28 protein-coding genes are annotated in these 25,764 nt (G+C 55.6%); 20 read left to right on the top strand and 8 right to left on the bottom strand.

The window, feature by feature from the left end; all coding sequences use genetic code 11:
• Nucleotides 1-126: 126 nt before the first annotated feature.
• The 3 genes from speA to OQV00_RS27225 form a co-directional block, all read right to left on the bottom strand.
• A complete protein-coding gene (gene speA, locus OQV00_RS03980; RefSeq protein ID WP_266279871.1) occupies nt 127-2,103 on the bottom strand; it encodes a biosynthetic arginine decarboxylase in 1,977 nt (658 codons plus the stop codon).
• Nucleotides 2,104-2,111: 8 nt separating this feature from the next.
• Nucleotides 2,112-2,228 (bottom strand): acid stress response protein YqgB, encoded by a 117-nt coding sequence (gene yqgB / locus OQV00_RS03975; protein ID WP_015585756.1) that lies wholly within the window; start codon nt 2,226-2,228, stop codon nt 2,112-2,114.
• A gap of 85 nt (nt 2,229-2,313) precedes the next feature.
• Nucleotides 2,314-2,463, bottom strand: a complete 150-nt coding sequence (locus tag OQV00_RS27225; protein ID WP_418324751.1) for a hypothetical protein — start codon at nt 2,461-2,463, stop codon at nt 2,314-2,316.
• Nucleotides 2,464-2,928: 465 nt separating this feature from the next.
• Between OQV00_RS27225 and metK the strand changes: the two genes are divergently transcribed.
• The 8 genes from metK to ruvX all read left to right on the top strand — a co-directional run bounded on the left by metK (nt 2,929) and on the right by ruvX (nt 10,901).
• Complete coding sequence (gene metK, locus OQV00_RS03970) at nt 2,929-4,083, top strand: methionine adenosyltransferase (RefSeq protein WP_004867476.1); 1,155 nt, start codon at nt 2,929-2,931, stop codon at nt 4,081-4,083.
• A 403-nt stretch (nt 4,084-4,486) separates the two neighbouring features.
• Nucleotides 4,487-5,881 carry a sugar porter family MFS transporter gene (locus OQV00_RS03965; protein WP_142632024.1) on the top strand — a complete coding sequence of 465 codons (1,395 nt, stop codon included), beginning with the start codon at nt 4,487-4,489 and terminating at the stop codon, nt 5,879-5,881.
• Between the two features lie 79 nt (nt 5,882-5,960).
• The gene (locus OQV00_RS03960; protein ID WP_015585754.1) at nt 5,961-6,461 is read left to right on the top strand and encodes a SprT family zinc-dependent metalloprotease; all 501 of its coding nucleotides are present in this window, start codon (nt 5,961-5,963) and stop codon (nt 6,459-6,461) included.
• A gap of 94 nt (nt 6,462-6,555) precedes the next feature.
• Nucleotides 6,556-7,263 (top strand): deoxyribonuclease I, encoded by a 708-nt coding sequence (endA, locus tag OQV00_RS03955; RefSeq protein ID WP_004867482.1) that lies wholly within the window; start codon nt 6,556-6,558, stop codon nt 7,261-7,263.
• A gap of 86 nt (nt 7,264-7,349) precedes the next feature.
• Complete coding sequence (gene rsmE / locus OQV00_RS03950) at nt 7,350-8,081, top strand: 16S rRNA (uracil(1498)-N(3))-methyltransferase (protein ID WP_044350850.1); 732 nt, start codon at nt 7,350-7,352, stop codon at nt 8,079-8,081.
• 20 nt (nt 8,082-8,101) lie between these two features.
• Nucleotides 8,102-9,049 carry a glutathione synthase gene (gene gshB, locus OQV00_RS03945; protein WP_004867487.1) on the top strand — a complete coding sequence of 316 codons (948 nt, stop codon included), beginning with the start codon at nt 8,102-8,104 and terminating at the stop codon, nt 9,047-9,049.
• 872 nt (nt 9,050-9,921) lie between these two features.
• The gene (locus tag OQV00_RS03940) at nt 9,922-10,485 is read left to right on the top strand and encodes a YqgE/AlgH family protein (protein WP_015585751.1); all 564 of its coding nucleotides are present in this window, start codon (nt 9,922-9,924) and stop codon (nt 10,483-10,485) included.
• Complete coding sequence (gene ruvX, locus OQV00_RS03935) at nt 10,485-10,901, top strand: Holliday junction resolvase RuvX (protein WP_004867490.1); 417 nt, start codon at nt 10,485-10,487, stop codon at nt 10,899-10,901. Before OQV00_RS03940 ends, ruvX begins: the two co-directional genes overlap by 1 nt.
• A gap of 69 nt (nt 10,902-10,970) precedes the next feature.
• Here ruvX and OQV00_RS03930 read toward each other — a convergent pair whose 3' ends face one another.
• Together OQV00_RS03930 and OQV00_RS03925 are read right to left on the bottom strand one after the other, a co-directional pair.
• Complete coding sequence (locus OQV00_RS03930) at nt 10,971-11,624, bottom strand: LuxR C-terminal-related transcriptional regulator (protein ID WP_015585750.1); 654 nt, start codon at nt 11,622-11,624, stop codon at nt 10,971-10,973.
• Nucleotides 11,625-11,959: 335 nt separating this feature from the next.
• Nucleotides 11,960-12,940, bottom strand: coding sequence for a type IV pilus twitching motility protein PilT (locus tag OQV00_RS03925; RefSeq protein ID WP_048023397.1), 981 nt, complete (start codon nt 12,938-12,940; stop codon nt 11,960-11,962).
• A gap of 16 nt (nt 12,941-12,956) precedes the next feature.
• On the opposite strand from OQV00_RS03925, the gene OQV00_RS03920 reads away from it, so the two are divergent.
• The 8 genes from OQV00_RS03920 to OQV00_RS03885 all read left to right on the top strand — a co-directional run bounded on the left by OQV00_RS03920 (nt 12,957) and on the right by OQV00_RS03885 (nt 19,755).
• Nucleotides 12,957-13,661: a YggS family pyridoxal phosphate-dependent enzyme gene (locus tag OQV00_RS03920; RefSeq protein ID WP_266279867.1), complete on the top strand. Its 705-nt coding sequence runs from the start codon at nt 12,957-12,959 to the stop codon at nt 13,659-13,661.
• 17 nt (nt 13,662-13,678) lie between these two features.
• Nucleotides 13,679-14,245, top strand: a complete 567-nt coding sequence (locus OQV00_RS03915) for a YggT family protein (protein WP_015585747.1) — start codon at nt 13,679-13,681, stop codon at nt 14,243-14,245.
• Nucleotides 14,242-14,532 (top strand): DUF167 family protein YggU, encoded by a 291-nt coding sequence (gene yggU, locus OQV00_RS03910; RefSeq protein ID WP_032690761.1) that lies wholly within the window; start codon nt 14,242-14,244, stop codon nt 14,530-14,532. The genes OQV00_RS03915 and yggU overlap by 4 nt, the downstream gene beginning before the upstream one ends.
• A 12-nt stretch (nt 14,533-14,544) precedes the next feature.
• Nucleotides 14,545-15,138, top strand: a complete 594-nt coding sequence (locus OQV00_RS03905; RefSeq protein ID WP_015585746.1) for an XTP/dITP diphosphatase — start codon at nt 14,545-14,547, stop codon at nt 15,136-15,138.
• Nucleotides 15,131-16,270, top strand: a complete 1,140-nt coding sequence (gene hemW, locus OQV00_RS03900) for a radical SAM family heme chaperone HemW (RefSeq protein ID WP_015585745.1) — start codon at nt 15,131-15,133, stop codon at nt 16,268-16,270. Before OQV00_RS03905 ends, hemW begins: the two co-directional genes overlap by 8 nt.
• 312 nt (nt 16,271-16,582) lie before the next feature.
• A complete protein-coding gene (locus OQV00_RS03895) occupies nt 16,583-17,629 on the top strand; it encodes an ABC transporter substrate-binding protein (RefSeq protein WP_266279864.1) in 1,047 nt (348 codons plus the stop codon).
• Nucleotides 17,630-17,690: 61 nt separating this feature from the next.
• A complete protein-coding gene (locus OQV00_RS03890; protein WP_004867514.1) occupies nt 17,691-18,503 on the top strand; it encodes an ATP-binding cassette domain-containing protein in 813 nt (270 codons plus the stop codon).
• Between the two features lie 4 nt (nt 18,504-18,507).
• The gene (locus OQV00_RS03885; RefSeq protein ID WP_004867516.1) at nt 18,508-19,755 is read left to right on the top strand and encodes a sugar ABC transporter permease; all 1,248 of its coding nucleotides are present in this window, start codon (nt 18,508-18,510) and stop codon (nt 19,753-19,755) included.
• Nucleotides 19,756-19,808: 53 nt separating this feature from the next.
• Here OQV00_RS03885 and OQV00_RS03880 read toward each other — a convergent pair whose 3' ends face one another.
• From OQV00_RS03880 to trmB, 3 genes are read right to left on the bottom strand one after another with little or no spacing between them, the layout of a single operon-like run.
• The gene (locus tag OQV00_RS03880; RefSeq protein WP_015585744.1) at nt 19,809-20,528 is read right to left on the bottom strand and encodes a YggN family protein; all 720 of its coding nucleotides are present in this window, start codon (nt 20,526-20,528) and stop codon (nt 19,809-19,811) included.
• 50 nt (nt 20,529-20,578) lie between these two features.
• Nucleotides 20,579-20,905: a YggL family protein gene (locus OQV00_RS03875; protein WP_004867521.1), complete on the bottom strand. Its 327-nt coding sequence runs from the start codon at nt 20,903-20,905 to the stop codon at nt 20,579-20,581.
• Nucleotides 20,905-21,624: a tRNA (guanosine(46)-N7)-methyltransferase TrmB gene (trmB, locus tag OQV00_RS03870; protein WP_004867525.1), complete on the bottom strand. Its 720-nt coding sequence runs from the start codon at nt 21,622-21,624 to the stop codon at nt 20,905-20,907. Before trmB ends, OQV00_RS03875 begins: the two co-directional genes overlap by 1 nt.
• 136 nt (nt 21,625-21,760) lie before the next feature.
• On the opposite strand from trmB, the gene mutY reads away from it, so the two are divergent.
• From mutY to OQV00_RS03850, 4 genes are all read left to right on the top strand, one after another.
• The gene (gene mutY / locus OQV00_RS03865) at nt 21,761-22,819 is read left to right on the top strand and encodes an A/G-specific adenine glycosylase (protein WP_048023393.1); all 1,059 of its coding nucleotides are present in this window, start codon (nt 21,761-21,763) and stop codon (nt 22,817-22,819) included.
• A gap of 27 nt (nt 22,820-22,846) precedes the next feature.
• Entirely contained in the window at nt 22,847-23,122 is a 276-nt protein-coding gene (locus OQV00_RS03860; protein ID WP_004867532.1) for an oxidative damage protection protein, read from the top strand.
• A 50-nt stretch (nt 23,123-23,172) separates the two neighbouring features.
• Nucleotides 23,173-24,255, top strand: a complete 1,083-nt coding sequence (gene mltC / locus OQV00_RS03855) for a membrane-bound lytic murein transglycosylase MltC (RefSeq protein WP_015585742.1) — start codon at nt 23,173-23,175, stop codon at nt 24,253-24,255.
• A gap of 239 nt (nt 24,256-24,494) precedes the next feature.
• Nucleotides 24,495-25,754, top strand: a complete 1,260-nt coding sequence (locus tag OQV00_RS03850; protein ID WP_004867542.1) for a nucleoside permease — start codon at nt 24,495-24,497, stop codon at nt 25,752-25,754.
• Nucleotides 25,755-25,764: the final 10 nt, after the last annotated feature.

The raw sequence follows: 25,764 nt of genomic DNA, 5'->3' as shown, positions 1-25,764 counted from the left end.
GCCGTTAATACGTACGGGTTCAAGAGAGTATAGCAAATACCGCCCCGTAGCTTGTTGCTGCCGGCCTGGTCTTATCCGCCCAGCGTCCGTAGGCCCGGTAAGCACAGCGCCACCGGGCAACAACGGTTACTCGTCTTCCAGATAAGTGTATCCGTACAGCCCCGCTTCGAACTCTTCGAGGAACTGCTGCTGCAGCGCTTCGTCAAGGCCGGAGTTTTTCACCTGATCGCGGAACTGGGTCAGCAGCGTGTTCGGATCGAGCTGCACATATTGCAGCATATCCGCCACGGTATCCCCTTCGTCGGAGAGCTCAACCTCAACGCTGCCGTCAGGGAAGACGAAGACGTCCACCGCTTCAGTATCGCCGAACAGGTTGTGCATGTTCCCGAGGATCTCCTGATAGGCGCCAACCATAAAGAAGCCCAGCATCGGCGGGTTTTCAGGATCGTATTCCGGCATCGGCATGGTGGTGGCAATCCCGTCGCCATCCACGTAGTGGTCAATCGCGCCATCGGAGTCGCAGGTAATATCCAGCAGCACCGCGCGGCGTTCAGGTACCATGTTCAGCCCTTCCAGCGGCATCACCGGGAACAGCTGATCGATACCCCACGCGTCCGGCATCGACTGGAACAGCGAGAAGTTGACGTAAATCTTATCCGCCATCCGCTCCTGCAGTTCGTCGATAATCGGACGATGCGCGCGGTTGCTCGGGTCGAGCTGCTTCTGGACTTCATGGCACATGTTCAGATACAGCTGTTCTGCCCAGGCGCGCTCCTGAAGATTGAAGGTACCGGACGAGTAGCCGATATGAATATCGTGGAGATCCATCTGGCTGTCGTGCAGCCATTCGCGCAGCGAGCGGCGATTGCCGGTCTCGTGCATCTCCTGCCAGGTTTCCCACATGCTCTGCAGCGGACGCGCTGCGTCTTGCGCTGGCGGGGTCGCTTCGGTGTATTCGTTGCGCTCAACGCCGATGATGTTGGAGACCAGCACGGTGTGGTGTGCGGTAACCGCGCGCCCGGATTCGGTAATCACCGTCGGGTGCGGCAGGCCGTTCTCTTCACAGGCATCGCCAATCGCCCAGATAATGTTGTTGGCGTACTCATTCAGGCCGTAGTTCACCGAACAGTCGGACTGTGAACGGGTACCTTCATAGTCCACGCCCAGACCGCCGCCAACATCGAAGCACTGAATATTAACGCCGAGCTTATGCAGCTCAACATAGAAGCGTGACGATTCACGCACGCCGGTGGCGATATCGCGAATGTTGGCCATCTGCGAGCCGAGGTGGAAGTGCAGCAGCTGCAGGCTTTCCAGATGCCCTGCCTCGCGCAGAATCTCAACCAGCTGCAGAACCTGTGTTGCCGCCAGGCCGAACTTCGATTTTTCACCGCCGGAGGACTGCCATTTACCGGAGCCCTGCGAGGCCAGACGCGCACGCACGCCAAGGCGCGGAACGACATTCAGGCGCTCGGCTTCTTCCAGCACGATGGCGATTTCCGACATCTTTTCGATGACCAGATAGACCTTGTGGCCCATCTTTTCGCCGACCAGCGCCAGACGGATATACTCGCGGTCTTTGTAGCCGTTACAGACGATCACGCTGCGGGTCATACCGGCGTGCGCCAGTACCGCCATCAGCTCCGCCTTGGAGCCAGCTTCCAGACCCAGCGGTTCACCGGAATGGATCAACGACTCAATCACGCGGCGATGCTGGTTAACCTTGATCGGGTAAACCAGGAAGTAGTCGCCGTTATAGCCGTAGGACTCACGCGCGCGTTTAAACGCGGCGTTAATCGAACGCAGTCGGTGTTGCAGGATCTGCGGGAAGCAGAACAGTGCCGGCAGGCGCTGCCCCTGCGCTTCGCGTGCTTTCACTAATTCTGCAAGGTCAACGCGCGCTTCCGGGACGTCAGGATCCGGGCAAACGCTGATATGGCCCAGTTCGTTAACGTCGTAGTAGTTATTACCCCACCAGGCAATATTGTAAGTACGTAGCATTTTGCTGGCTTCCTGGGAGCTCATCGCAACCTCCTGCATGGAACGTAGTACGCCGTGTTCGCCTGCTGACGAAGGCGAAACTGAAGAAATGTCGTCAGACATAGCGAACCTCAAATTGTAATATTGACTACTATCGCAGTCCGAAGACGCGATAACAACCCATGAACAGTCCTAAACCCCAGCAGATAGTGCTGGCTTTGCGACTGCGCGACCGGTTTCTTATTCATATCATAGTAAAACACATACCCGAACGTAGTATGACAGTCCGGAGAAACCACGAGAAAACCCTTGCGACAGCAAGAGCGCCCTTGTTCAGTTTTCAGATAGCCTGCCGGCCCTGGAATCCTGAGAAGCGCCGAGACGGGTAGAACATCGGCTGATTTGCATGAAAGAGATGCAGATTGCGGGATAGCGACGCGCGACGGAACGACGCGACGAGTCGGATGAAAAACGTGGGTTCATTATCTGATATCACCTCCACACTGCCCCGATACGGGCCAGCGATAAGCCAAAGCTAGACATACCACAGCAGGTGCCAAAACACCGCGGCGGATTTCTGTAAAAACAGACTGCTTAACCCGGCTGGAAGTGGCGTCACGAGATGTGCTTCGTGCGCTTTTTTAATGAGCCGCGCGCGGCGTTTTATACCGATAAGCCGGCTAAAATGCAAAATAAAAATGGGCGAGTTGCCGCGAATGGCAGGAAAAATTGCCACCCTCTATTTTTCATCAATGCGACCTGCATCAAAAAAGGCTGGAAATGGGATTAAGATTTGACCTAAAATAGCCATCCAGAAGTTAATCCGTCTATACTGATTAACACTCAGACTGCTCGTGTCACTACCTGCAAGTTTTGGTAGAATCATCTACCACAGCTAATCCACACAACAGTATGAGCTACACGAATACTCCACAGGTAAAATAAAACATGGCAAAACACCTCTTTACGTCCGAGTCCGTATCAGAAGGGCATCCAGACAAAATTGCTGACCAAATCTCCGACGCCGTGCTGGATGCGATCCTTGAACAGGATCCGAAAGCGCGTGTCGCGTGTGAAACTTATGTCAAAACTGGCATGGTGCTGGTCGGCGGTGAAATCACCACCAGCGCATGGGTTGATATCGAAGAGATTACCCGTAACACGGTTCGTGAAATTGGCTACGTGCATTCCGATATGGGCTTTGATGCCAACTCCTGTGCCGTACTGAGCGCCATCGGCAAACAGTCCCCGGATATCAATCAGGGCGTTGACCGCGCCGATCCGCTGGAACAAGGGGCGGGCGACCAGGGCCTGATGTTTGGCTATGCTACCAACGAAACCGACGTTCTGATGCCGGCACCGATCACCTATGCTCACCGTCTGGTGCAGCGTCAGGCTGAAGTGCGCAAAAACGGCACGCTGCCGTGGCTGCGTCCGGATGCGAAAAGCCAGGTGACCTTCCAGTATGACGACGGCAAAATCGTCGGTATCGATGCCGTGGTTCTGTCCACTCAGCACGCGGAAGACATCGATCAGAAATCCCTGCAGGAAGCAGTGATGGAAGAGATCATCAAGCCGGTTCTGCCGACTGAATGGCTGAACAGCGCGACCAAATTCTTCATCAACCCGACCGGTCGTTTTGTTATCGGCGGCCCGATGGGCGACTGCGGTCTGACCGGCCGTAAAATCATCGTGGATACCTACGGCGGCATGGCTCGCCACGGCGGCGGCGCGTTCTCCGGTAAAGATCCGTCTAAAGTTGACCGTTCTGCGGCCTATGCCGCACGCTATGTCGCGAAAAACATCGTGGCGGCTGGCCTGGCTGACCGTTGTGAGATTCAGGTCTCCTACGCTATCGGCGTGGCAGAACCGACCTCTATTATGGTGGAAACCTTCGGTACCGAAAAAGTGCCGTCCGAGCAGCTGACTCTGCTGGTGCGTGAATTCTTCGACCTGCGTCCTTACGGCCTGATCCAGATGCTGGATCTGCTGCACCCGATCTACAAAGAGACGGCGGCATACGGTCACTTTGGTCGTGAACATTTCCCGTGGGAAAAAACCGACAAAGCCGCTCTGCTGCGTGAAGCTGCCGGCCTGAAATAAGCGCGCGCTTTACCGTTTCAAAGGCCAGCTTCGAGCTGGCCTTTTTGTTTTCCCCCCTTCGACACTTCTCCCCTGACGCCCCCGCACTGCCGCATTGCCGCCGAGCCTTTTCAACAATTAATGAAAGCGATTACATTAGAGCCATAGCCACAAATCATGCATGATGATGCGTTAGTGAAACAGTTTTTCACCATATTGCATTATGTTTCAGGCTTATCTGATTATCGCTTTCCTCAGGTAAATTCATAATCATTTATCTATTTGAAATTAATGAATTTTAATAGATTACTTTTCTTTACCTTGGTGTAACCGATTACACAGCCGTGACTGATATCACGTTTTTTTGCGATAGACTCCCCTACCCTAAGCATCGACAGAATCAATAACTCAACTGGAGGGCGTTATGCCTGACAACAAAAAACAAGGGCGCTCGAACAAAACGATGACGTTCTTTGTCTGTTTCCTCGCCGCGCTGGCAGGCCTGCTTTTCGGCCTTGATATCGGTGTTATTGCGGGTGCCTTACCCTTTATTGCCAACGAGTTCCAGATTAGCGCTCACACTCAGGAGTGGGTGGTGAGCTCCATGATGTTCGGCGCTGCGGTCGGCGCCGTCGGCAGCGGCTGGCTCTCCTTCCGTCTCGGGCGGAAAAAGAGCCTGATGATCGGCGCGATCCTGTTCGTCGCCGGTTCACTGTTCTCCGCTGCCGCCCCGAACGTTGAAGTGCTGCTCGTCTCCCGCGTGCTGCTCGGCCTGGCCGTTGGCGTCGCCTCGTACACTGCCCCGCTGTACCTGTCGGAAATTGCGCCAGAAAAAATCCGCGGCAGTATGATCTCCATGTACCAGCTGATGATCACCATCGGGATCCTCGGCGCCTATCTGTCGGACACCGCCTTCAGCTACAGCGGCGCATGGCGCTGGATGCTGGGCGTGATTATCATCCCGGCGATTCTGCTGCTGATTGGCGTTATCTTTCTGCCGGACAGCCCGCGCTGGTTTGCAGCCAAACGCCGCTTTGTTGATGCGGAACGCGTGCTGATGCGCCTGCGTGATACCAGCGCCGAAGCCAAACGCGAGCTGGATGAAATCCGTGAAAGCCTGAAGATCAAGCAGTCTGGCTGGGAGCTGTTTAAAGAGAACAGCAACTTCCGCCGTGCCGTATTCCTCGGCATCCTGCTGCAGGTGATGCAACAGTTCACCGGGATGAACGTCATCATGTATTACGCGCCGAAGATTTTTGAACTGGCGGGTTATACCAACACCACCGAACAGATGTGGGGGACCGTCATCGTCGGTCTGACCAACGTGCTGGCGACCTTCATCGCTATCGGCCTGGTTGACCGTTGGGGCCGTAAACCGACGCTAATCCTCGGCTTTATCGTCATGGCCGCCGGTATGGGCGTGCTGGGCGCCATGATGCACATGGGTATTCACTCAGCCGCCGCCCAGTACTTCGCTGTGCTGATGCTGCTGATGTTTATCGTTGGCTTCGCCATGAGCGCCGGCCCGCTGATCTGGGTCCTGTGCTCCGAAATTCAGCCGCTCAAAGGCCGCGATTTCGGCATCACCTGCTCTACGGCAACCAACTGGATTGCCAATATGATCGTCGGCGCCACCTTCCTGACCATGCTTAACTCGCTGGGCAGCGCGAACACCTTCTGGGTCTACGGCGCTCTGAACGTCCTGTTCATTCTGCTGACGCTGTGGCTTATCCCGGAAACCAAAAACGTTTCGCTGGAACACATCGAACGTAACCTGATGAAAGGCCGCCCGCTGCGCGAAATCGGCGCTCGCGACTGACCGTTAACGCTTCCTCCCCCGGCGGGAGGAAGCGTCTGCCTCTTGCTCTCCCCTTCACGGCGCACTATCCTCTGGCGCTATGAAAACGCCCCGAATTCCCATCGCCATTCAGCAGGCCGTTATGCGCAGCCTGCGGGAAAAGCTCGCCCAGGCAAACCTCAAGCTTGGCCGTCAGTACCCGGAACCAAGTCTGGTCTATCAGCAGCGCGGCACCTCTGCCGGTACCGCCTGGCTGGAAAAGAACGAAATTCGCCTCAACCCGGTACTGCTGCTGGAAAACCAGCAGGCCTTTATCGATGAGGTCGTCCCGCATGAACTGGCGCATCTGCTGGTCTGGAAACACTTCGGCCGCGTGGCGCCGCACGGCAAAGAGTGGAAATGGATGATGGAAAGCGTGCTCGGTGTCGCCGCCCGCCGCACCCATCGTTTTGAACTCGACTCCGTTCGCCAGAACACCTTCCCCTACCGCTGCCAGTGCCAGCAACATCAGCTTACCGTCCGTCGCCACAACCGCGTGGTTCGGGGAGAAGCCACCTACCGCTGCATTCGCTGCGGCGATCTGCTGGTCGCTGAAGAGTAAATATCGGCTACAACTGGAAATTTTCTGATCTGACTGATTGCATCTGACAATCGCATTCGCTACGTTGCGGGCTCGTTTTGACACGGAGTTCACGATGTCCCGTATTTATGTTTTTGCCGCGGCGTTTCTGACTGCCGCCTGTAGCGGCCAGGTCGCGGCCGAAGGAATCAACAGTTTCTCCCAGGCGAAAGCCGCCGGGGTTAAGGTCAATGCCGATGTCCCCGGCGATTTCTACTGCGGCTGTAAAATTGACTGGCAGGGGAAAAAAGGGGTTATCGATCTGGAGTCCTGCGGTTATAAAGTGCGTAAAAATGAAAACCGCGCCAGTCGGGTCGAGTGGGAGCATGTCGTTCCGGCCTGGCAGTTTGGCCACCAGCGCCAGTGCTGGCAGGACGGCGGGCGGAAAAACTGCGCCAAAGATCCGGTCTATCGCAAGATGGAAAGCGATATGCACAACCTGCAGCCGGCCGTGGGCGAAGTTAACGGCGACCGCGCCAACTTTATGTATAGCCAGTGGAACGGCGGCGAAGGCCAGTACGGCCAATGCGCCATGAAGGTCGATTTTAAGGATAAGGTTGCCGAGCCGCCCGCCCGCGCCCGCGGTTCTATCGCCCGTACCTACTTCTATATGCGCGATACTTATCAGCTGACCCTCTCCCGCCAGCAAACCCAGCTTTTTACTGCCTGGGATAAGATGTATCCGGTCACCTCCTGGGAGTGCGAACGCGACGAGCGTATCGCTAAAGTACAGGGCAACCACAATCCGTACGTCCAGCAAGCTTGCCAGGCGCAAAAGAGCTAACCTACACTAGCGGCAATTGTTAATTTGCAGGCGCCGCTTCCCCGCCAGGGAAAAACGGCACCTGCGCGAAGAACGGAATACCCAGCATGCGCATCCCTCGCATCCACCACCCGGAACTTGTTACCGTGGGCAGTCAAATCGCCCTCTCTGACGATGCCGCCAATCACGTTGGCCGCGTATTACGTATGGGCAAAGGCCAGGCAATCCAGCTTTTTGACGGCAGTAATCAGGTTTTCGAGGCGGTGATCGCCGAAGCCGGAAAGAAAAACGTGTTAGTTGACGTGATTGGCAGCGAACCAGACGATCGCGAATCCCCTCTGCATATTCACCTGGGCCAGGTGATGTCGCGCGGCGAAAAGATGGAATTCACCATCCAGAAATCGATTGAACTTGGTGTAAGCCTCATAACGCCACTGTTTTCCGAGCGCTGCGGCGTTAAACTGGATGCCGAACGTTTGCAGAAAAAGATCCAGCAGTGGCAAAAAATCGCCATCGCTGCCTGCGAGCAGAGCGGCCGCAACGTGGTGCCGGAGATTCGCCCGGCGATGCAGCTGGAGGCCTGGTGCGCTGAGCAGGATAATGGCCTGAAGCTCAATCTGCACCCGCGCGCCAGCGCCAGTATCAACACGCTGCCGTTGCCGGTTGAACGCGTTCGTTTGCTGATTGGCCCGGAAGGCGGCCTGTCAGCGGAAGAGATAGCGATGACCGCTCGCTACCAGTTTACTGATATTCTGTTGGGACCGCGCGTTCTGCGTACAGAGACAACTGCGCTCACTGCCATTACCGCGCTGCAGGTGCGTTTTGGCGACTTAGGTTGAAGCGTTAACGGAGAATAACAATGATCAAGCTCGGCATCGTGATGGACCCCATCGCAACCATCAACATCAAGAAAGACACCAGCTTCGCTATGTTGCTGGAAGCGCAGCGTCGCGGCTATGAACTCCATTATATGGAGATGAACGACCTGTACTTAATCAACGGGGAAGCCCGCGCCCGCACGCGCAAGCTCAGCGTGGAGCAGAATTACGATAAGTGGTATGAGTTTACCGCTGAGCAGGATCTGCCGCTGGCGGATCTCGACGTCATTCTGATGCGTAAAGATCCGCCGTTCGATACCGAGTTTATTTACGCGACCTATATTCTTGAACGTGCTGAAGATAAAGGCACGCTGATCGTCAATAAGCCGCAGAGCCTGCGCGACTGTAACGAGAAGCTGTTTACCGCCTGGTTTGCCGACCTGACTCCGGAAACGCTGGTGACCCGCAATAAGGCCCAGCTGAAAGCCTTCTGGGAAAAACACGGCGACATTATTCTGAAACCGCTGGACGGCATGGGCGGTACCTCTATTTTTCGCGTGAAAGAGGGCGATCCGAACCTGCCGGTAATTGCGGAAACCCTGACCGAGCTGGGCAGCCGTTACTGCATGGCGCAGAACTACCTGCCGGCCATTAAAGATGGCGATAAGCGCGTGCTGGTTGTCGACGGTGAGCCGGTGCCTTATTGCCTGGCGCGTATCCCACAGGGTGGCGAAACCCGCGGTAATCTTGCTGCCGGTGGCCGTGGCGAAGCCCGTCCGCTGAGCGATAGCGACTGGGCCATTGCGCGCCGCGTCGGGCCAACGCTGAAAGCCAAAGGGCTGATCTTTGTCGGTCTGGATATCATCGGCGATCGTCTGACGGAAATTAACGTCACCAGCCCAACCTGCGTGCGTGAAATTGAAGCCGCGTTCCCGATCTCCATCACCGGTATGCTGATGGATGCTATCGAGAAGCGCCTCGGAAAATAGGATCTCTCTCAGGCTAACAGCCCCGTATTGTTAGTCTGCAAGATCTACTGATGCAACGAAATATTTCGGGCTACAGGCAGGCGATGACGCAGCGAGTACCCGGGAGCATAGTCCACTCTGTGACCGGGTTAAGCGAGGAAATCAACGCCCCTGTCGCCTGGGAGATACGCCGCGAGATTCAACGAAAGATTTCGGGCTACAGGCAGGCGATGACGCAGCGAGTGCCCGGGAGCATAGTCCACTCTGTGACCGGGTTGAGCGAGGAAATCAACGCCCCTGTCGTCTGAAAGATACGCCGCGAGATTCAACGAAAGATTTCGGGCTACAGGCAGGCGATGACGCAGCGAGTGCCCGGGAGCATAGTCCACTCTGTGACCGGGTTGAGCGAGGAAATCAACGCCCCTGTCGCCTGAAAGATACGCCGCGAGATTCAACGGAAGATTTCGGGCTACAGGCAGGCGATGACGCAGCGAGTACCCGGGAGCATAATCCACTCTGTGACCGGGTTGAGCGAGGAAATCAACGCCCCTGTCGTCTGAAAGATACGCCGCGAGATTCAACGAAAGATTTCGGGCTACAGGCAGGCGATGACGCAGCGAGTGCCCGGGAGCATAGTCCACTCTGTGACCGGGTTGAGCGAGGAAATCAACGCCCCTGTCGCCTGAAAGATACGCCGCGAGATTCAACGAAAGATTTCGGGCTACAGGCAGGCGATGACGCAGCGAGTACCCGGGAGCATAGTCCACTATGTGACCGGGTTGAGCGAGGAAATCAACGCCCCTGTCGCCTGAAAGATAAAGTTGAATCGACAGGTCCTTGCTTTACCCGCATACTGGGTGCTGCTTTTTGAACCAGGAACAGAACCTCTGACAATGAATTTACAGCATCACTTTCTGATTGCCATGCCTGCTCTTCAGGATCCGATATTCCGCCGCTCCGTGGTCTATATCTGCGAATACAACGACGATGGCGCCATGGGCATTATCATCAATAAGCCGCTGGAAAACTTGCAGATTGACGGAATTCTGGAAAAGTTAAACATTGTCGCTGAACCGCGCAATCCGGAGATTCGTCTGGATAAGCCGGTGATGCTCGGCGGGCCGCTGGCGGAAGATCGCGGTTTTATTCTGCACTCACCGCCTTCTGATTTTTCCTCCAGCATTCGCATCTCCGATAACACGGTGATCACCACTTCCCGCGACGTACTCGAAACGCTCGGCACGGACAAGCAGCCGGCTAACGTCCTGGTCGCGCTGGGCTATTCCTCCTGGGAAAAGGGTCAGCTGGAGCAGGAAATCCTTGATAACGCCTGGCTGACGGCCCCGGCGGATCAGAATATTTTGTTTAAAACGCCTATTGCCGATCGTTGGCGCGAGGCGGCGAAACTGATCGGTATCGACATTGTGACGATGCCCGGCATAGCGGGGCATGCATAATGAGCGGAACGCTGCTGGGTTTTGATTTCGGAACCAAAAGTATCGGCGTTGCGGTCGGTCAACGCATCACCGGTACCGCACGCCCGCTTCCTGCGCTGAAGGCACAGGATGGTAAACCGGACTGGAACGTTATCGAAAAACTGCTTAAAGAGTGGCAACCAGAGGCGGTCATCGTCGGCCTGCCGCTGAATATGGACGGAACTGAGCAACCGCTCACCGCGCGCGCACGTAACTTCGCCAATAAAATTCACGGCCGCTTTGGGGTGAAAATCACTCTGCACGACGAGCGTTTGAGCACGGTAGAAGCTCGTGCCGGGCTATTTGAGCACGGTGGATTCCGCGCCCTGAACAAAGGCAGCATTGATTCTGCCTCCGCGGTGATTATTCTGGAAAGCTACTTCGAGCAGGGCTTCTGATCCCGAAGCCATAATGATGGCGCCCTCTTCTGCAAAGTGGCGCCATTGTTCTTTCGCCTGTCTTAATGCCTAGTGGCGTAAATGTTCATTCGCCCAGCTGACTGCCTGGGTGCGGTTTTTTACGCTCAGCTTACGGAAAACATTGTACAGATGTGTACGTACCGTGTTTTCACTGATAAACAGCGCGCGAGCAATATCCATGTTGGTTGCGCCGCAGCGTAATTCATTGAGAATTTCACATTCACGCTCGGTGAGCGGCGAACTCTCCGCCGGGATCGATGTATGGTCCGCGGCATACATCGCCGGGTGCATCACGCTCAATTCAGCCGTCTGTTCGCCATTAAGTACGGCCTTAACACCCTCAATTAAGCGCGATTCATCATCGTCATGGCGGAAAACGCCATACAGCGCAGGCCACTGCGCCATTTCATAAAGCTCATATTTTTGGGCGCTGTTGATAATCAGTAGCCGCGGATTTTCCGCATAAGATTGAATAACATCTCGCCATACCCCGTTGAGCTTTTTATTCGATACGGCGATATCGAATAATATTACCGATTCTTTCGGCAGATGCTGAGTTAGCGGTTTGTTAATATTATGAAGTGTCACCATAACTGACAATGTATCGGTCAGGTAAGTGGCAAACGCCTTACTCTGAATTGACGGGTGAGTAATAAAAACAACCTGACGAGAAAAAGATAAATTATCTGAAAAATTAATCACTTAAAACTCTCCTTAGCAAACACCCACCATCATGGTGGTTAAATGAATTAAACCTAAAATTACAAAAAATTAATAAATTTACATTTTAAAACACTATTTCACAGGAAACATCCTATTTCCATGAACAGCATAAGTCGAACATGCGAAAAGTGTCAAAAGATAATCTTATTTTTTTCTTTGTTCTGCGAGTAAAATGCCATTCGCTATTTCACTGAGGTCGTTAATTTGACGTAGTCATTTATGACTGAATTATATTCAGCCATAATAACCACAAACATTAATAAAACATTACGATAACAACACACTGGCATGACAACTGAATATTAAAACAGCGCTTATAACAGGCCCGCTGCCACACGTTGTTGAAAACTTTGCGTAAAAGTCAGCATTCCGGCTTGTTGACCGGTTTGCATAATCCCCGGCAATTGATGAGTTTTCCCCTCGCGGATCAAATTCGCTACCGCTGGGGTATTCACCAAAAGCTCATATAGCGCAACTCTTCCCTCTGACGCTGTCGGCAATAATTTTTGTGCCAGCACCGCACATAAACTTCCCGCTAGCTGGCTGCGTATTTGTTCTTTTTCCTGCGCGGGGAAGACATCCACCAGACGCTCAATCGCCTGTGCCGCACCTCGGGTATGCAGCGTGGCCATCACCAGATGTCCGGTCTCCGCGGCGGTCAGCGCCAGGCGGATCGTTTCGTTGTCGCGCAGCTCACCCAACAGAATCACATCGGGATCCTGGCGCAGCGCCCCCTTCAGCGCCGAGGAAAAAGAGGGGCAGTCACGTCCGATTTCACGTTGTTGAATCAGGCATCGCTCGCTGTGATGGACAAACTCCACCGGATCTTCCAGCGTCAGAATATGCCCTTCACGCTGCTGGTTGAGATGGTTGACCATCGCCGCGAGGGTGGTCGACTTACCGCTGCCGGTGGCGCCGGTCACCAGAATCAAACCGCTTTCTTCATTCAGCAGTTCCGTCAGCGCCGCCGGTACACGCAGCGCCTCAATCCGGGGGCAGCTTTCCGGCAACAGACGTAGCGCTAATGAAATACCCCGGGCGTGAGAAAATGCGCTGGCGCGAAGGCGCGGGACGCCGACGGGGGCTAAAGCAAAATCCACCTGTCCGTTGGCCCGCCAGTGCGCGCGCTGTTTCTCATCGAGCCACCTGTCAAGCCATTTCACAATATCCGGCGTGTGAAATGGCGCCGGCTCAAGCTTTCCCTGCCGACGCCAGCGCGCTGCCGAGGTATTGCACAGGTGTAGATCGGAGACATTATGCTTTACACTAAGGGCCACGATTTCTTCCAGCTCCATAACACATCCTCGGAATATGAACGATATTGCGCATAACCTGGCACAGGTCCGGGACAAAATCTCAGACGCTGCCGCACGCTGCGGCCGCACTCCAGAAGAAATTACATTGCTTGCAGTGAGTAAAACTAAACCTGCGAGTGCCATTGAAGAAGCGATAGCCGCAGGCCAGGTGGCCTTTGGCGAAAACTACGTCCAGGAAGGGGTGGAAAAAATCCGCTACTTCCAGGAAGCAGGCGCCTCTTCGCTGCAGTGGCACTTTATCGGGCCGCTGCAGTCCAACAAAAGTCGTCTGGTGGCGGAACACTTTGACTGGTGCCACACCGTCGATCGTCTGAAAATCGCCACGCGGCTTAGCGAGCAGCGCCCTTCGCACCTTCCGCCGCTTAATGTCTTGATTCAAATAAACATTAGTGACGAACAGAGCAAGTCGGGCATTCTGTTTGATGCGCTGGATGGACTGGCAGCGGAGATTGCCGCCCTGCCCAACCTGCGTCTACGCGGGTTAATGGCAATTCCGGCACCTGAGTCAGAATATGTAAGGCAGTTTGCCGTGGCCCAACAAATGGCGGTAGCATTTGCGCGATTGAAAACGCAATACCCTACGGTCGATACGTTGTCTTTGGGCATGTCGGATGATATGGAAGCCGCAATCGCGGCGGGAAGCACGATGGTGCGCATCGGTACCGCAATTTTCGGTGCGCGCGACTACAGCAAAAATTAAGGAATCTGAGGAACGCCATGAAGACGTTGACTTTCCTGCTGGCAACGGTCATTGAACTCTACACCATGATCATGTTGCTACGCGTCTGGATGCAGTGGGCACGCTGCGATTTTTACAACCCGTTTTCGCAGTTTGTCGTTAAGGTCACCCAGCCTGTCGTCGGGCCGCTGCGACGCATTATCCCGGCCATGGGCCCCATCGACAGCTCCTCGCTGCTGATCGCCTTTATTCTCTGCGTTGTGAAAGCCATCGTGCTGTTTATGGTGGTCACCTTCCAGCCAATTATCTGGATCTCCGCGCTGCTGATTCTGATTAAGACCGTCGGCCTGCTGATATTCTGGGTACTGCTGCTGATGGCGATCATGAGCTGGGTAAGCCAGGGCCGTAGTCCGGTGGAGTTCGTTCTGATGCAGCTGGCCGACCCGCTGCTGCGCCCTATCCGCAAAATGCTGCCGTCAATGGGCGGTATCGACTTTTCGCCGATGGTGCTGGTGCTACTGCTGTACGTGGTCAATATGGGCATCGCCGAACTGCTGCAGGCGACGGGTAACGTTCTGCTTCCGGGGCTGTGGATGGCGCTATGAGTGCCGTCGAAGCCTGCGCTGACGGGCTGGTGTTGCGGCTGTATATTCAGCCCAAGGCCAGCCGTGATAGCATCGTTGGTTTACATGGCGACGAACTGAAAGTCGCCATTACCGCTCCCCCCGTAGATGGCCAGGCTAACGCCCATCTGGTTAAATTCCTCGCCAAACAGTTTCGTGTCGCGAAAAGCCAGGTTCTGCTTGAAAAAGGGGAGCTTGGTCGCCACAAACAGATAAAAATCATCAACCCGCAACAGATCCCGACTGCGGTCGCGGCACTGACAAAATAGACAGGATTAATGATGCAAAAAGTTGTTCTCGCCACCGGTAACGCCGGGAAGGTTCGCGAGCTGGCCTCGCTGCTGGAAGATTTTGGACTGGATATCGTTGCTCAAACCGAGCTGGGCGTGGATTCCGCCGAGGAAACCGGACTGACCTTTATCGAAAATGCGATTCTGAAAGCCCGCCATGCCGCACAGATAACCGGCTTACCGGCGATTGCCGACGATTCCGGTATTGCGGTAGACGCGCTGGGCGGCGCGCCGGGAATCTATTCAGCGCGTTACTCCGGAGAAGACGCTACCGACCAGCAGAACCTGGAAAAACTGCTCGCTGCCCTGAAGGACGTCCCGGACGACCAGCGTCAGGCACAATTCCACTGCGTGCTGGTCTATCTGCGACATGCGGCCGACCCGACGCCGGTTGTTTGTCACGGCAGCTGGCCTGGGGTCATTACCCGTCAGGCGGCGGGCAGCGGTGGCTTCGGCTATGACCCGATCTTCTTTGTTCCGTCCGAGGGCAAGACCGCGGCGGAACTCAGCCGTGAAGAAAAAAGCGCGATTTCCCATCGCGGGCGCGCGTTGAAACTGTTACTGGAAGCGTTACGTAATGGCTAATTTGCCGCCACTGAGCCTGTATATTCATATCCCATGGTGTGTGCAGAAATGTCCGTACTGCGACTTCAACTCGCATGCGCTAAAGGGCGAGGTGCCGCACGATGATTATGTGCAGCATCTGCTGACCGACCTGCGGGCCGATGCAGCCTATGCCCAGGGACGTGAAATCGGCACGATTTTCATTGGCGGGGGGACGCCGAGCCTGCTCTCCGGGCCGGCCATGCAAACTCTGCTCGACGGCGTGCGCGACTGCCTGCCGCTGGCCGCGGGTGCGGAGATCACCATGGAAGCCAACCCAGGCACCGTGGAAGCCGATCGCTTCGTGGAGTACCAGCGTGCAGGCGTGAACCGCATCTCCATCGGCGTGCAAAGCTTTAGCGAACCTAAACTGCAGCGCCTGGGCCGTATTCACGGCCCCGCAGAGGCGAAACGGGCGGCGCACCTGGCCAGCGGTCTCGGGCTACGCAGCTTCAATCTTGACCTGATGCACGGCCTGCCGGATCAGTCGCTGGAAGAGGCGCTGGACGATCTGCGTCAGGCCATCGACCTTAATCCGCCGCATCTCTCCTGGTATCAACTGACCATTGAGCCAAATACCCTGTTTGGCTCCCGTCCGCCGGTGCTGCCGGATGACGACGCCCTGTGGGATATCTTTGAGCAGGGACATCGTCTGCTCACGGCGGCAGGTTATCAGCAGTATGAGACCTCGGCCTATGCCAAACCGGGTTATCAGTGTCAGCACAACCTGAACTACTGGCGCTTTGGCGACTACCTTGGCATCGGCTGCGGCGCGCACGGGAAAATCACCTTCCCGGACGGGCGCATTCTGCGTACGGCAAAAACGCGCCATCCGCGGGGCTACATGGAAGGCCGCTACCTCGAACGCCAGCATGACGTGGCAGCCGCCGACAAACCCTTCGAGTTCTTTATGAACCGCTTCCGTCTGCTGGAGGCGGCACCGCGCAGTGAATTCTGCCGCTATACCGGTCTGGAAGAACGCGTGATCCGGCCGCAAATTGATGCTGCCATCGCCCAGGGCTACCTGGCTGAAGATGAGCACTGCTGGCAGATAACCGAGCACGGTAAGCTGTTTTTAAACTCGCTGCTGGAGCTGTTCCTCAGCGAAGAGTAATCCCCCCGGGCGGTCCTTGACCGCCCGTTGTTGTTCTTTTCTCCCTCACTTCTCCGTCCGTTTTTTGTTCCCGAGTCGGTCAAATTACCCGATCACTTTTTATGCAATTCTTTGCAGCCAATCACAAATCCGCATCGACTTTTTTCCATTTCTTGACTCCGTTTTAGTGCGGTGGTAATCCTGCTTCATCGGTTGAGCAAATGTAAAACCGAAGTATCCTACATGTGAATTATTGGTAACTCTTATTAAAAAAGTCTTTATGACGTCGGCTCAGGCTGGCGGGCTCAAGCACATAAAAAAGAGGGTAATATAATGAATTACCGTAATATTTTTATCGCACTCGCAACAATATCCGGCGGTATTTCCGCGTCGGCACAAGCGGCCGAATCCGCCACCGTGGCATTTCTCATGCCCGACCAGGCCTCCACGCGTTATGAGCAGCATGATTTCCCCGGTTTCAAAGCGGAAATGAGCAAACTGTGCGCAGAGTGTAAGGTCATTTATCAAAACGCTAACGCCAGCGCGACGCTGCAACAGCAGCAGTTCAATTCGGTCATTGCCCAGGGAGCGAAGATTATCGTTCTCGATCCGGTTGACTCCTCCGCGGCCGCCGCCCTGGTCGAAAATGCCCAGGCTCAGGATGTTAAAGTGATCGCTTACGATCGCCCGATCCCCGACAAGCCTGCCGATTTTTACGTCTCGTTTGATAACGAAGGTATCGGCTATGCGATTTCACAATCGCTGGTTAATCATCTGCAAGAGAGCGGCGTGCCAAAAGGGGCCGGCGTCCTGCAGATTAATGGCTCGCCGACCGATGCCGCCGCAGGGCTTATCCGCGATGGTATTCTTCGTGGGCTGAAAGCGTCGGGTTACACCACCCTCGCGGAGTTTGATACTCCGGAATGGGCGCCGCCAAAAGCGCAGGAGTGGGCCGCCGGGCAGATCACCCGCTTCGGGGACAAAATTAAAGGCGTCGTCGCGGCCAATGACGGCACCGGCGGCGGCGCCATTGCCGCTTTTAAAGCCGCCGGCGTACAGCCGGTTCCGCCGGTCACCGGGAACGACGCGACGATTGCCGCGCTGCAGCTCATCATCGCTGGCGACCAGTACAACACCATCTCCAAACCGTCAGAAATCGTTGCCGCGGCCGCGGCGAAAGTGGCCGTAGAACTCATTCAGGGTAAGAAACCGCAGGCGAGCACCACGCTGTACAACACGCCTTCTCAGCTGTTTACCCCGGCAGTCATCACCGCCAAAAATATCAAAGCGGAAATTTTCGATAAAAAGATCCAGACCTACGCTCAGGTGTGTACCGGTGATTACACCGCAGCCTGCCAGAAATTAGGTATTGAGAAGTAATGCTGCCCCTACGTCCGTCGTCGCCGACGGGCGTAGTTTCGCCATCATTGAGGTCTTTTTTATGTCGCAACAACAAGACATCGTCGCCAACACCAGGCAACCAATTTTAAAACTGAGTCATGTCTCAAAACACTTCGGCGCGGTCTCCGCCCTGACGGATATCGAGCTGGAGGTTCATGCCGGCGAAGTGGTCGCCCTGGTGGGCGATAACGGCGCGGGAAAATCCACGCTGGTGAAAATTCTCGCCGGCGTACACCAGCCCACGACCGGCACTATTGAGTTTGACGGTAAAGCCATCACTCTCGACAGTCCGGGCAAGGCGCTGGAGTACGGTATCGCCACGGTCTTTCAGGATTTAGCGCTGTGCGAAAATCTCGACGTCGTCGCGAACCTGTTTTTAGGCCACGAAATTTCGCCGCTGCAGCTGGACGAAGTGGCGATGGAGGTGCGGGCCTGGACGCTATTGCAGGAGCTGGCGGCCAGAATCCCGTCGGTGCGCGAGCCGATTGCCTCGCTTTCCGGCGGCCAGCGCCAGACGGTGGCGATCGCGCGTTCGCTGCTGATGAACCCCAAAATCATCATGCTTGATGAGCCCACCGCCGCGCTCGGCGTGGCCCAGACGGCGGAAGTGCTCAATTTGATTGAGCGCGTTCGCGAGCGCGGCCTCGGCGTCATTATCATCAGCCACAACATGGAAGACGTCCGTGCGGTGGCCGATCGCATCGTGGTGCTGCGGCTCGGGCGCAATAAAGGCATCTTTACCCCCGACGCCTCAAATCAGGATCTGGTGGCGGCCATTACCGGCGCAACAGAGAACGCCGTTTCACGTCGCGTCGAACGAAAATCACAGTCTAGCGCTTCCGGAGTGATTTAATTTTATGAACAGCAAGACAGCATCCCGCCCCGCTCTGGATCGCAGCGATGAGCGCGTCCAGCACAACGACGGCCTGTTCGGCGTGGTACGTGCGCAGTTCAATCGTATCAAAACCGGCGATCTGGGGACCGCGCCGGTCATCGCCGGGCTGATCGTGATCTCCCTGGTTTTCACCTGGCTCAACCCGGTCTATATCGCACCCAATAACCTGGTTAACCTGCTTTTTGACTGTGCTACCGTTGGGTTTATCTCACTGGGGATCGTCTGCGTACTGATGCTCGGCGAAATCGATCTTTCGGTGGGCTCAATGAGCGGACTCTCTTCGGCGATTGTTGGCGTGCTGTGGGTTAATGCCGGCTGGCCGGTTGCCGCAGCGATTGCCGTTGCGCTGCTGTGCGGTATCGCCGTCGGGCTGCTTTACGCTCTGCTGTATAACCGCGTCGGCATGCCAAGCTTCGTCGCGACGCTCGCCGGCCTGCTGGCCCTGCTCGGGCTGCAGCTGTATATCCTCGGGCCCAGCGGCAGCATTAACCTGCCCTACGCCTCTCCGCTGGTGCGCTTTGGCCAGCTGCTAGTGATGCCGGGCTGGTTCTCTCATCTTATGGCGCTGCTGCCCGGGCTGGCGATTCTGATATTTGGCCTCAAAACGCGTACGCGCCGCCTGGCAGCGAACCTGTCGGCGGAAGCCGTCAGCTCACTGTTGTTGCGCGCGATTCTGCTTACGGTCATCTTTGAAGCCGCCGTGTTCTATCTTAATCTCGGGCGCGGCGTACCGTGGATTTTCGGCCTGTTCGTCGCCTTCGTGATGATGCTCAACTATGCGCTCAAGCGGACTCAATGGGGGCGATCTATGTTTGCCGTCGGCGGCAACCGCGAAGCCGCACGTCGTTCAGGGATCAACGTGCGGGCTATTTACGTCAGCGCTTTTGTACTCTGCAGCACGCTCGCCACCTTTGGCGGCATTCTGGCCGCTTCCCGGCTGGCCTCGGCGAGCCAGCAGGCCGGGACCGGTGACGTGAACCTGAACGCCATTGCGGCGGCGGTCATCGGCGGTACCAGTCTGTTCGGCGGGCGCGGAAGCGCCTGGTCCGCTCTGCTGGGGATCATCGTGATTCAGTCGATTTCGAATGGTTTGACGCTGTTGAATTTGCCGTCATCGCTACGCTACATCATTACCGGCTGCGTGCTGGCGATTGCGGTGATTATTGACTCGCTGGCCCGCCGTTCCCGCGTTTCGCACGGACGCGCCTGAGAAGGTTGAACGCGGTGTGCCCCGGTGAAGGCCGCGGCACACCGCAGAGAGCGTTATTTCAGGGAACTCACCAGCGCTTTGCGGCTGTCTTCAAGGGAGACGACCCGGCTACAAACGTCTTTACCAAATTTCTGGAAATCCGCTTCCTGGTTTTTCCACTCTTCCTGAATCGCGGTTTGCAGGCCGCCGAGGCTGCCGAGGATCCCCTGCAGCGGATTGCCACCGCCTTTCAGGACCGCCTTCGCGCCCATCTCGTTGATACTGTCCTGCAGAATGCCGCCCATCGCCTGATTAACCAGCTGCTGGCCGTCGGCGCGCACCTGATCGATCGCTTTGTAATGGAAAGTCAGGCCGTCGCTGCGACGTTCAATAATGCGGTTCATCTGGGTTTTCAGCTGCGCGTCAAGTTTGGTCAGACGACCATGCATACTGCTGCTGGCGCCAACCTGCTCGGTAATAATTTTATCCAGCGCCTGACGCCCTTTTTCGACTCGCGTACGCGCGCCGTCATCAATCCATGGCAGGCTGCTGCGCAAGCCGGCCTGATAATCCTGGGCCTGTTCACGCTGGGCCGCAGTCAGAGAATACTGTTTTCCGTTATAGGTCAGATTGCCGTCCGGTTTAATCACCAGATCGCCGTTCTCCCCTGTTACCTGCACCTGATGCGGGCTGAGGATCACGTCGTCACGCGGCGTGACGCTACATTGGTAGTCCGCGTGCGCGGACAGAGCGGTAACGGACAGCGCCACCGCCAGCAGCGTTTTGCGCATCATAAAACTCCCTTAAGACAAAACGGGTCGGCAATTGCCGACCCTTGTCAAACTTAGTCCCACCAGACGTCAAAAAGTTCGCTGGTGCGCACATCGGCAAGCCCGCGTTCTTCCAGCCACTTGCGGACAATGGCCTGATGCTCTTCGGTACATTTCCCGATTTCCTGCAGACAGATCAGCCCTTCCCAGGAGAGGTAACCGCTGCCGTCAAACGCCAGTTTGTTCGGCTCGATCACTTCTTCAATCAGGTCATTCACGGTGCGATCGATATGCTCTTCGGTGCTCCCTTCCGGAAAACGCCATGCGACGGAAAAACCGATTTCCTGAAACTCGTCGATATGCATTTTTTTACGCAGACGACGGCTACGATTCTTTGCCATTATTTCACCCTCTCGAACATTAAGTCCCATACGCCGTGGCCAAGACGATGGCCACGCTGTTCAAATTTGGTTACCGGACGCGATTCCGGGCGCGGTACATAATCGTTGCTTTCTGACAGGTTACGATACCCTTCCAGCGATGACATCACTTCCAGCATATGCTCGGCATACGGCTCCCAGTCGGTCGCCATGTGGAAGACGCCGCCCAGTTTGAGCTTACTTTTCACCAGCTCAGCAAAAGGCGCCTGTACGATACGGCGTTTATTATGACGCGCTTTATGCCACGGGTCAGGGAAAAACAGCTGCACCATATTGAGGGAATTATCCGGAATCATGGTGTGGAGCACCTCGACCGCATCGTGACACATCACGCGCAGGTTGTGTACACCCTCTTCTTCGGCGGAGGCCAGGCAGGCACCGACGCCCGGTGAGTGAACTTCGATACCGAGGAAATTCTGCTCAGGCTTCGCTTTCGCCATCGCCACCAGCGAAGCGCCCATGCCGAATCCGATCTCCAGCGTCGTCGGCGCGTTGCGGCCAAACAGCGCGGCAAAATCGAGCGGCGCATCGTTGAACTCAACGCCCATCACCGGCCAAATGTTATCCAGCGCATGCTGCTGCCCTTTGGTCAGGCGGCCCTGGCGGCGGACGAAGCTACGAATACGGCGCAGCGGGCGGCCGTTTTCATCGAATTCCGGAGATATGACGTCGTTTTTCATAAAAGTTAGGTCTGCTTGTGAGAGTGTGCGGAAAACGGGCATTATCCAAAGTTACCCGACGGATGCAAGGGTTTACAGCCTGTCGCCCTTATGCTGCAATCTGCCACCCTGATATCGCGATTCCGGAGCTGTAGCTTTGACTTTTCTCGCCGCGCAATTTTCAGCCCAGGTGCTGGACTGGTACGACAAATACGGGCGTAAAACCCTGCCATGGCAAATGGGTAAAACGCCTTACAAAGTATGGCTCTCCGAGGTGATGTTGCAACAAACGCAGGTCGCCACGGTTATTCCCTATTTTGAACGCTTTATGGCGCGCTTCCCGACGGTTATCGATCTGGCCGAGGCGCCGCTGGATGAAGTGCTGCATCTGTGGACCGGCCTGGGCTATTACGCCCGCGCGCGTAATTTACATAAGGCGGCGCAGCAGGTGGCGAGCCTGCACGGCGGCGAATTCCCGCAAACCTTTGACGAAGTGGCGGCGCTACCCGGCGTCGGACGCTCCACGGCCGGCGCGATTTTATCCCTCTCCCTTGGCAAGCATTACCCCATTCTCGATGGCAACGTGAAGCGCGTGCTGGCCCGCTGCTATGCGGTCAACGGCTGGCCGGGGAAAAAAGAGGTTGAGAAACGATTATGGCAGATCAGCGAAGAGGTCACCCCGGCAAAAGGGGTCGAGCGCTTTAACCAGGCGATGATGGATCTCGGGGCGATAGTCTGCACCCGTACAAAACCCAAATGCGAGATCTGTCCGTTAAGTAACGGCTGCATCGCTTACGCAAACCATTCATGGGCACAATATCCTGGCAAAAAACCGAAGCAGACCATTCCGGAACGGACGGGCTATTTCCTGCTGATGCAGCATGGCAACGCGGTGTTACTTTCCCAGCGTCCGCCGGTCGGCTTATGGGGCGGATTATTCTGTTTTCCGCAGTTTGAAGAGGAGGCCGCGCTCCGCGAATGGCTGGCTGAGCGTGGGATAAAGGATGATAATCTGACGCAGCTGACCGCGTTCCGCCACACTTTCAGCCATTTCCATCTGGATATTGTGCCGATGTGGCTTAGCATAGATTCATCTGGCGCATGCATGGATGAAGGCAGCACACTCTGGTATAACTTAGCGCAGCCGCCGTCGGTTGGACTGGCGGCTCCCGTGGAGCGCTTGTTGCAACAGTTGAAGGCCGGGGCTCTTGCATAGCTTTCTGGCGAATAAAGAGGATGACTAATGAGCAGAACGATTTTTTGTACTTTCCTGCAGCGTGAAGCGGATGGCCAGGATTTCCAGCTGTATCCGGGTGAGTTAGGCAAACGCATCTATAACGAGATTTCGAAAGAGGCGTGGGCCCAGTGGCAGCATAAGCAAACCATGTTAATCAACGAGCAAAAGCTCAACATGATGAACGTGGAGCATCGCAAGCTGCTGGAACAGGAGATGATCCAGTTCCTGTTTGAAGGGAAAGATGTGCACATTGAAGGCTACACGCCGCCTGAAAAAAAGTAAGAGTCCTCTGACTCTTAAGCACAACAAACACAACGCACACTCCCGGAATGATGAAAAAATATTTAGCGCTAGCGCTCATTGCGCCTTTGCTCGTTTCGTGTTCCAGCTCAAATAAAAAGGGCGATGGGTATAACGAAGCCTGGGTTAAGGACACCAACGGCTTCGATATTCTGATGGGTCAGTTCGCCCATAACATCGAAAATATTTGGGGTTATAACGAAGTTCTGCTCGCCGGGCCGAAAGACTACGTTAAGTACACCGATCAGTATCAGACCCGTAGCCACATCAACTTTGATGAGGGCACCATCACCGTCGAGACCATCGCCGGTACCGATCCGACCGGCCGTTTACGTCAGACCATCATTAAGACGCTACTGATGGGCGACGATCCGGGGTCAATCGACCTCTATTCCGATGCCGATGATATCCAGATCTCGAAAGAGCCGTTCCTGTACGGCCAGGTGGTGGATAACCACGGCGATCCGATTCGCTGGGAGTGGCGAGCCTCGCGCTATGCCGATTATCTGCTGCAAACGCGGCTGAAAAGCCGCAGCAACGGCCTGCGGATGATCTACAGCATCACCATTAATCTGGTGCCGAACCACCTCGACAAACGTGCGCATAAGTACATCGGGTACGTTCGCCAGTCGGCGCGGAAGTATGGCGTCGATGAGTCGCTGATTCTGGCGATTATGCAGACCGAATCCTCTTTCAACCCGTACGCCGTGAGCCATGCTGATGCGCTGGGTCTGATGCAGGTTGTGCAGCACAGCGCCGGGAAAGATGTCTTCCGGGCGCAGGGGAAATCGGGACTGCCAAGCCGCAGCTATCTGTTCGATCCGGCGAATAACATTGATACCGGCACCGCCTATCTGGCGATGCTGAATAATGTGTACCTGTCAGGTATCGATAACCCGACCTCGCGCCGCTATGCCGTGATCACCGCATATAACGGCGGTGCCGGCAGCGTATTGCGCGTCTTCTCCAGCGATAAGGTCCAGGCGGCCAATATTATCAACAGCATGACGCCGGGGGATGTCTATTCCACCCTCACCAACCGTCACCCGTCGGCGGAATCGCGCCGCTATCTTTATAAGGTGAATACGGCGCAGAAGTCCTACCGCCGGAAATAAGGTTATCTCCTCACCCGCCCCTTCCCTGACGTGAGAGGGGCGGTTTTTCCCGCTTCACCTCGCCTTTCCCATAGGAAAATGTTATTTGCATCACAATCTAATCTGCAAATTAATGGGGATTGCATTTTTTTGCGGAAGGTAACAAAACATCGCGGCGTTAACTGATAGAATTTCATCAAATTGAAACCCTGAATGTAATTATCACAACACATCCCCCGCTTACTCGTGAGGAAAATAACATGAACCTTAAGCTGCAGCTTAAAATATTGTCGTTTCTGCAGTTCTGCCTGTGGGGTAGTTGGCTGACTACACTTGGCTCCTATATGTTTGTGACGCTCAAGTTCGACGGTGCGTCTATCGGCGCCGTTTACAGCTCGCTCGGCATTGCGGCGGTTCTGATGCCAACGCTGCTGGGTATCGTGGCGGATAAGTGGATCAGCGCGAAGTGGGTTTACGCGCTGTGCCATCTGGTGGGGGCGGGTACGCTGTTTATGGCGGCCCAGGTCACCACGCCTGGGGAGATGTTCTTTGTGATTCTGCTTAACTCGCTGGCCTATATGCCAACGTTGGGCTTAATCAACACGATTTCCTACTACCGACTGAAATCCGCCGGTCTGGATATTGTGACGGATTTCCCACCGATTCGTATCTGGGGCACCATCGGCTTTATCATGGCAATGTGGGGCGTCAGCTTCGCGGGCTTCGAACTGAGCCACATGCAGCTCTACATCGGTGCGGTGCTTTCCGTTGTCCTCGCGCTGTTCACCCTGACGCTGCCGCACGTTCCGGTCTCCAATCAGCAGAAAAACCAGAGCTGGAGCAGCATGCTTGGCCTCGATGCCTTTGCCCTGTTTAAAAACAAGCGGATGGCGATTTTCTTTATTTTCTCCATGCTGTTAGGCGCAGAGCTGCAAATCACCAACATGTTCGGGAATACCTTCCTGCACAGCTTCGATAATAACCCGCTGTTCTCCGGGAGCTTTATCGTTGAGCACGCGTCGGTGATGATGTCGATTTCCCAGATCTCCGAAACCCTGTTCATTCTGACCATTCCGTTCTTCCTGAGCCGCTATGGCATCAAGAACGTGATGATTATCAGTATCTTCGCCTGGATGCTGCGCTTCGGTCTCTTCGCCTATGGCGATCCGACCCCGTTCGGCACCGTGCTGCTGGTTCTGTCGATGATTGTTTACGGCTGCGCCTTCGACTTCTTCAACATCTCCGGCTCGGTGTTTGTTGAGAAAGAGGTGAGACCTGAAATCCGCGCCAGCGCCCAGGGGATGTTCCTGATGATGACCAACGGCTTCGGCTGTATCCTCGGCGGCGTGGTGAGCGGGAAAGTGGTGGAGATGTATACCACCAACGGCATCACCGACTGGCAGCCTGTCTGGCTGATCTTTGCCGCCTACTCGCTGGTTCTGGCCATCGCCTTCATCGCGCTGTTTAAATACAAACACGTGCGTGTACCGGCCGGCGCGCAGACTACCGCCGCGCATTAACCGATTGCCT

It is taken from the genome of Klebsiella sp. DY2415 (assembly GCF_026314315.1).
Lineage (GTDB): Bacteria > Pseudomonadota > Gammaproteobacteria > Enterobacterales > Enterobacteriaceae > Klebsiella > Klebsiella ornithinolytica.
Note: the sequence above shows the minus strand (reverse complement) of the source record. Positions and strands in the feature narration are given on the sequence as shown.

Bases quoted from the DNA above. Each gene is read 5' to 3' on its own strand.
- OQV00_RS03885 (WP_004867516.1), top strand. From the start codon at position 18,508: ATGAACAGCAAGACAGCATCCCGCCCCGCTCTGGATCGCAGCGATGAG.
- OQV00_RS03890 (WP_004867514.1), top strand. From the start codon at position 17,691: ATGTCGCAACAACAAGACATCGTCGCCAACACCAGGCAACCAATTTTA.
- OQV00_RS03875 (WP_004867521.1), bottom strand. From the start codon at position 20,905: ATGGCAAAGAATCGTAGCCGTCGTCTGCGTAAAAAAATGCATATCGAC.
- metK (WP_004867476.1), top strand. From the start codon at position 2,929: ATGGCAAAACACCTCTTTACGTCCGAGTCCGTATCAGAAGGGCATCCA.
- trmB (WP_004867525.1), bottom strand. From the start codon at position 21,624: ATGAAAAACGACGTCATATCTCCGGAATTCGATGAAAACGGCCGCCCG.
- OQV00_RS03940 (WP_015585751.1), top strand. From the start codon at position 9,922: ATGAATTTACAGCATCACTTTCTGATTGCCATGCCTGCTCTTCAGGAT.
- OQV00_RS27225 (WP_418324751.1), bottom strand. From the start codon at position 2,463: ATGAACCCACGTTTTTCATCCGACTCGTCGCGTCGTTCCGTCGCGCGT.
- ruvX (WP_004867490.1), top strand. From the start codon at position 10,485: ATGAGCGGAACGCTGCTGGGTTTTGATTTCGGAACCAAAAGTATCGGC.
- gshB (WP_004867487.1), top strand. From the start codon at position 8,102: ATGATCAAGCTCGGCATCGTGATGGACCCCATCGCAACCATCAACATC.
- OQV00_RS03925 (WP_048023397.1), bottom strand. From the start codon at position 12,940: ATGGAGCTGGAAGAAATCGTGGCCCTTAGTGTAAAGCATAATGTCTCC.
- OQV00_RS03920 (WP_266279867.1), top strand. From the start codon at position 12,957: ATGAACGATATTGCGCATAACCTGGCACAGGTCCGGGACAAAATCTCA.
- mltC (WP_015585742.1), top strand. From the start codon at position 23,173: ATGAAAAAATATTTAGCGCTAGCGCTCATTGCGCCTTTGCTCGTTTCG.
- OQV00_RS03850 (WP_004867542.1), top strand. From the start codon at position 24,495: ATGAACCTTAAGCTGCAGCTTAAAATATTGTCGTTTCTGCAGTTCTGC.
- OQV00_RS03915 (WP_015585747.1), top strand. From the start codon at position 13,679: ATGAAGACGTTGACTTTCCTGCTGGCAACGGTCATTGAACTCTACACC.
- OQV00_RS03880 (WP_015585744.1), bottom strand. From the start codon at position 20,528: ATGATGCGCAAAACGCTGCTGGCGGTGGCGCTGTCCGTTACCGCTCTG.
- OQV00_RS03905 (WP_015585746.1), top strand. From the start codon at position 14,545: ATGCAAAAAGTTGTTCTCGCCACCGGTAACGCCGGGAAGGTTCGCGAG.
- yggU (WP_032690761.1), top strand. From the start codon at position 14,242: ATGAGTGCCGTCGAAGCCTGCGCTGACGGGCTGGTGTTGCGGCTGTAT.
- rsmE (WP_044350850.1), top strand. From the start codon at position 7,350: ATGCGCATCCCTCGCATCCACCACCCGGAACTTGTTACCGTGGGCAGT.
- endA (WP_004867482.1), top strand. From the start codon at position 6,556: ATGTCCCGTATTTATGTTTTTGCCGCGGCGTTTCTGACTGCCGCCTGT.
- hemW (WP_015585745.1), top strand. From the start codon at position 15,131: ATGGCTAATTTGCCGCCACTGAGCCTGTATATTCATATCCCATGGTGT.
- OQV00_RS03895 (WP_266279864.1), top strand. From the start codon at position 16,583: ATGAATTACCGTAATATTTTTATCGCACTCGCAACAATATCCGGCGGT.
- OQV00_RS03860 (WP_004867532.1), top strand. From the start codon at position 22,847: ATGAGCAGAACGATTTTTTGTACTTTCCTGCAGCGTGAAGCGGATGGC.
- yqgB (WP_015585756.1), bottom strand. From the start codon at position 2,228: ATGAATAAGAAACCGGTCGCGCAGTCGCAAAGCCAGCACTATCTGCTG.
- speA (WP_266279871.1), bottom strand. From the start codon at position 2,103: ATGTCTGACGACATTTCTTCAGTTTCGCCTTCGTCAGCAGGCGAACAC.
- OQV00_RS03960 (WP_015585754.1), top strand. From the start codon at position 5,961: ATGAAAACGCCCCGAATTCCCATCGCCATTCAGCAGGCCGTTATGCGC.
- OQV00_RS03965 (WP_142632024.1), top strand. From the start codon at position 4,487: ATGCCTGACAACAAAAAACAAGGGCGCTCGAACAAAACGATGACGTTC.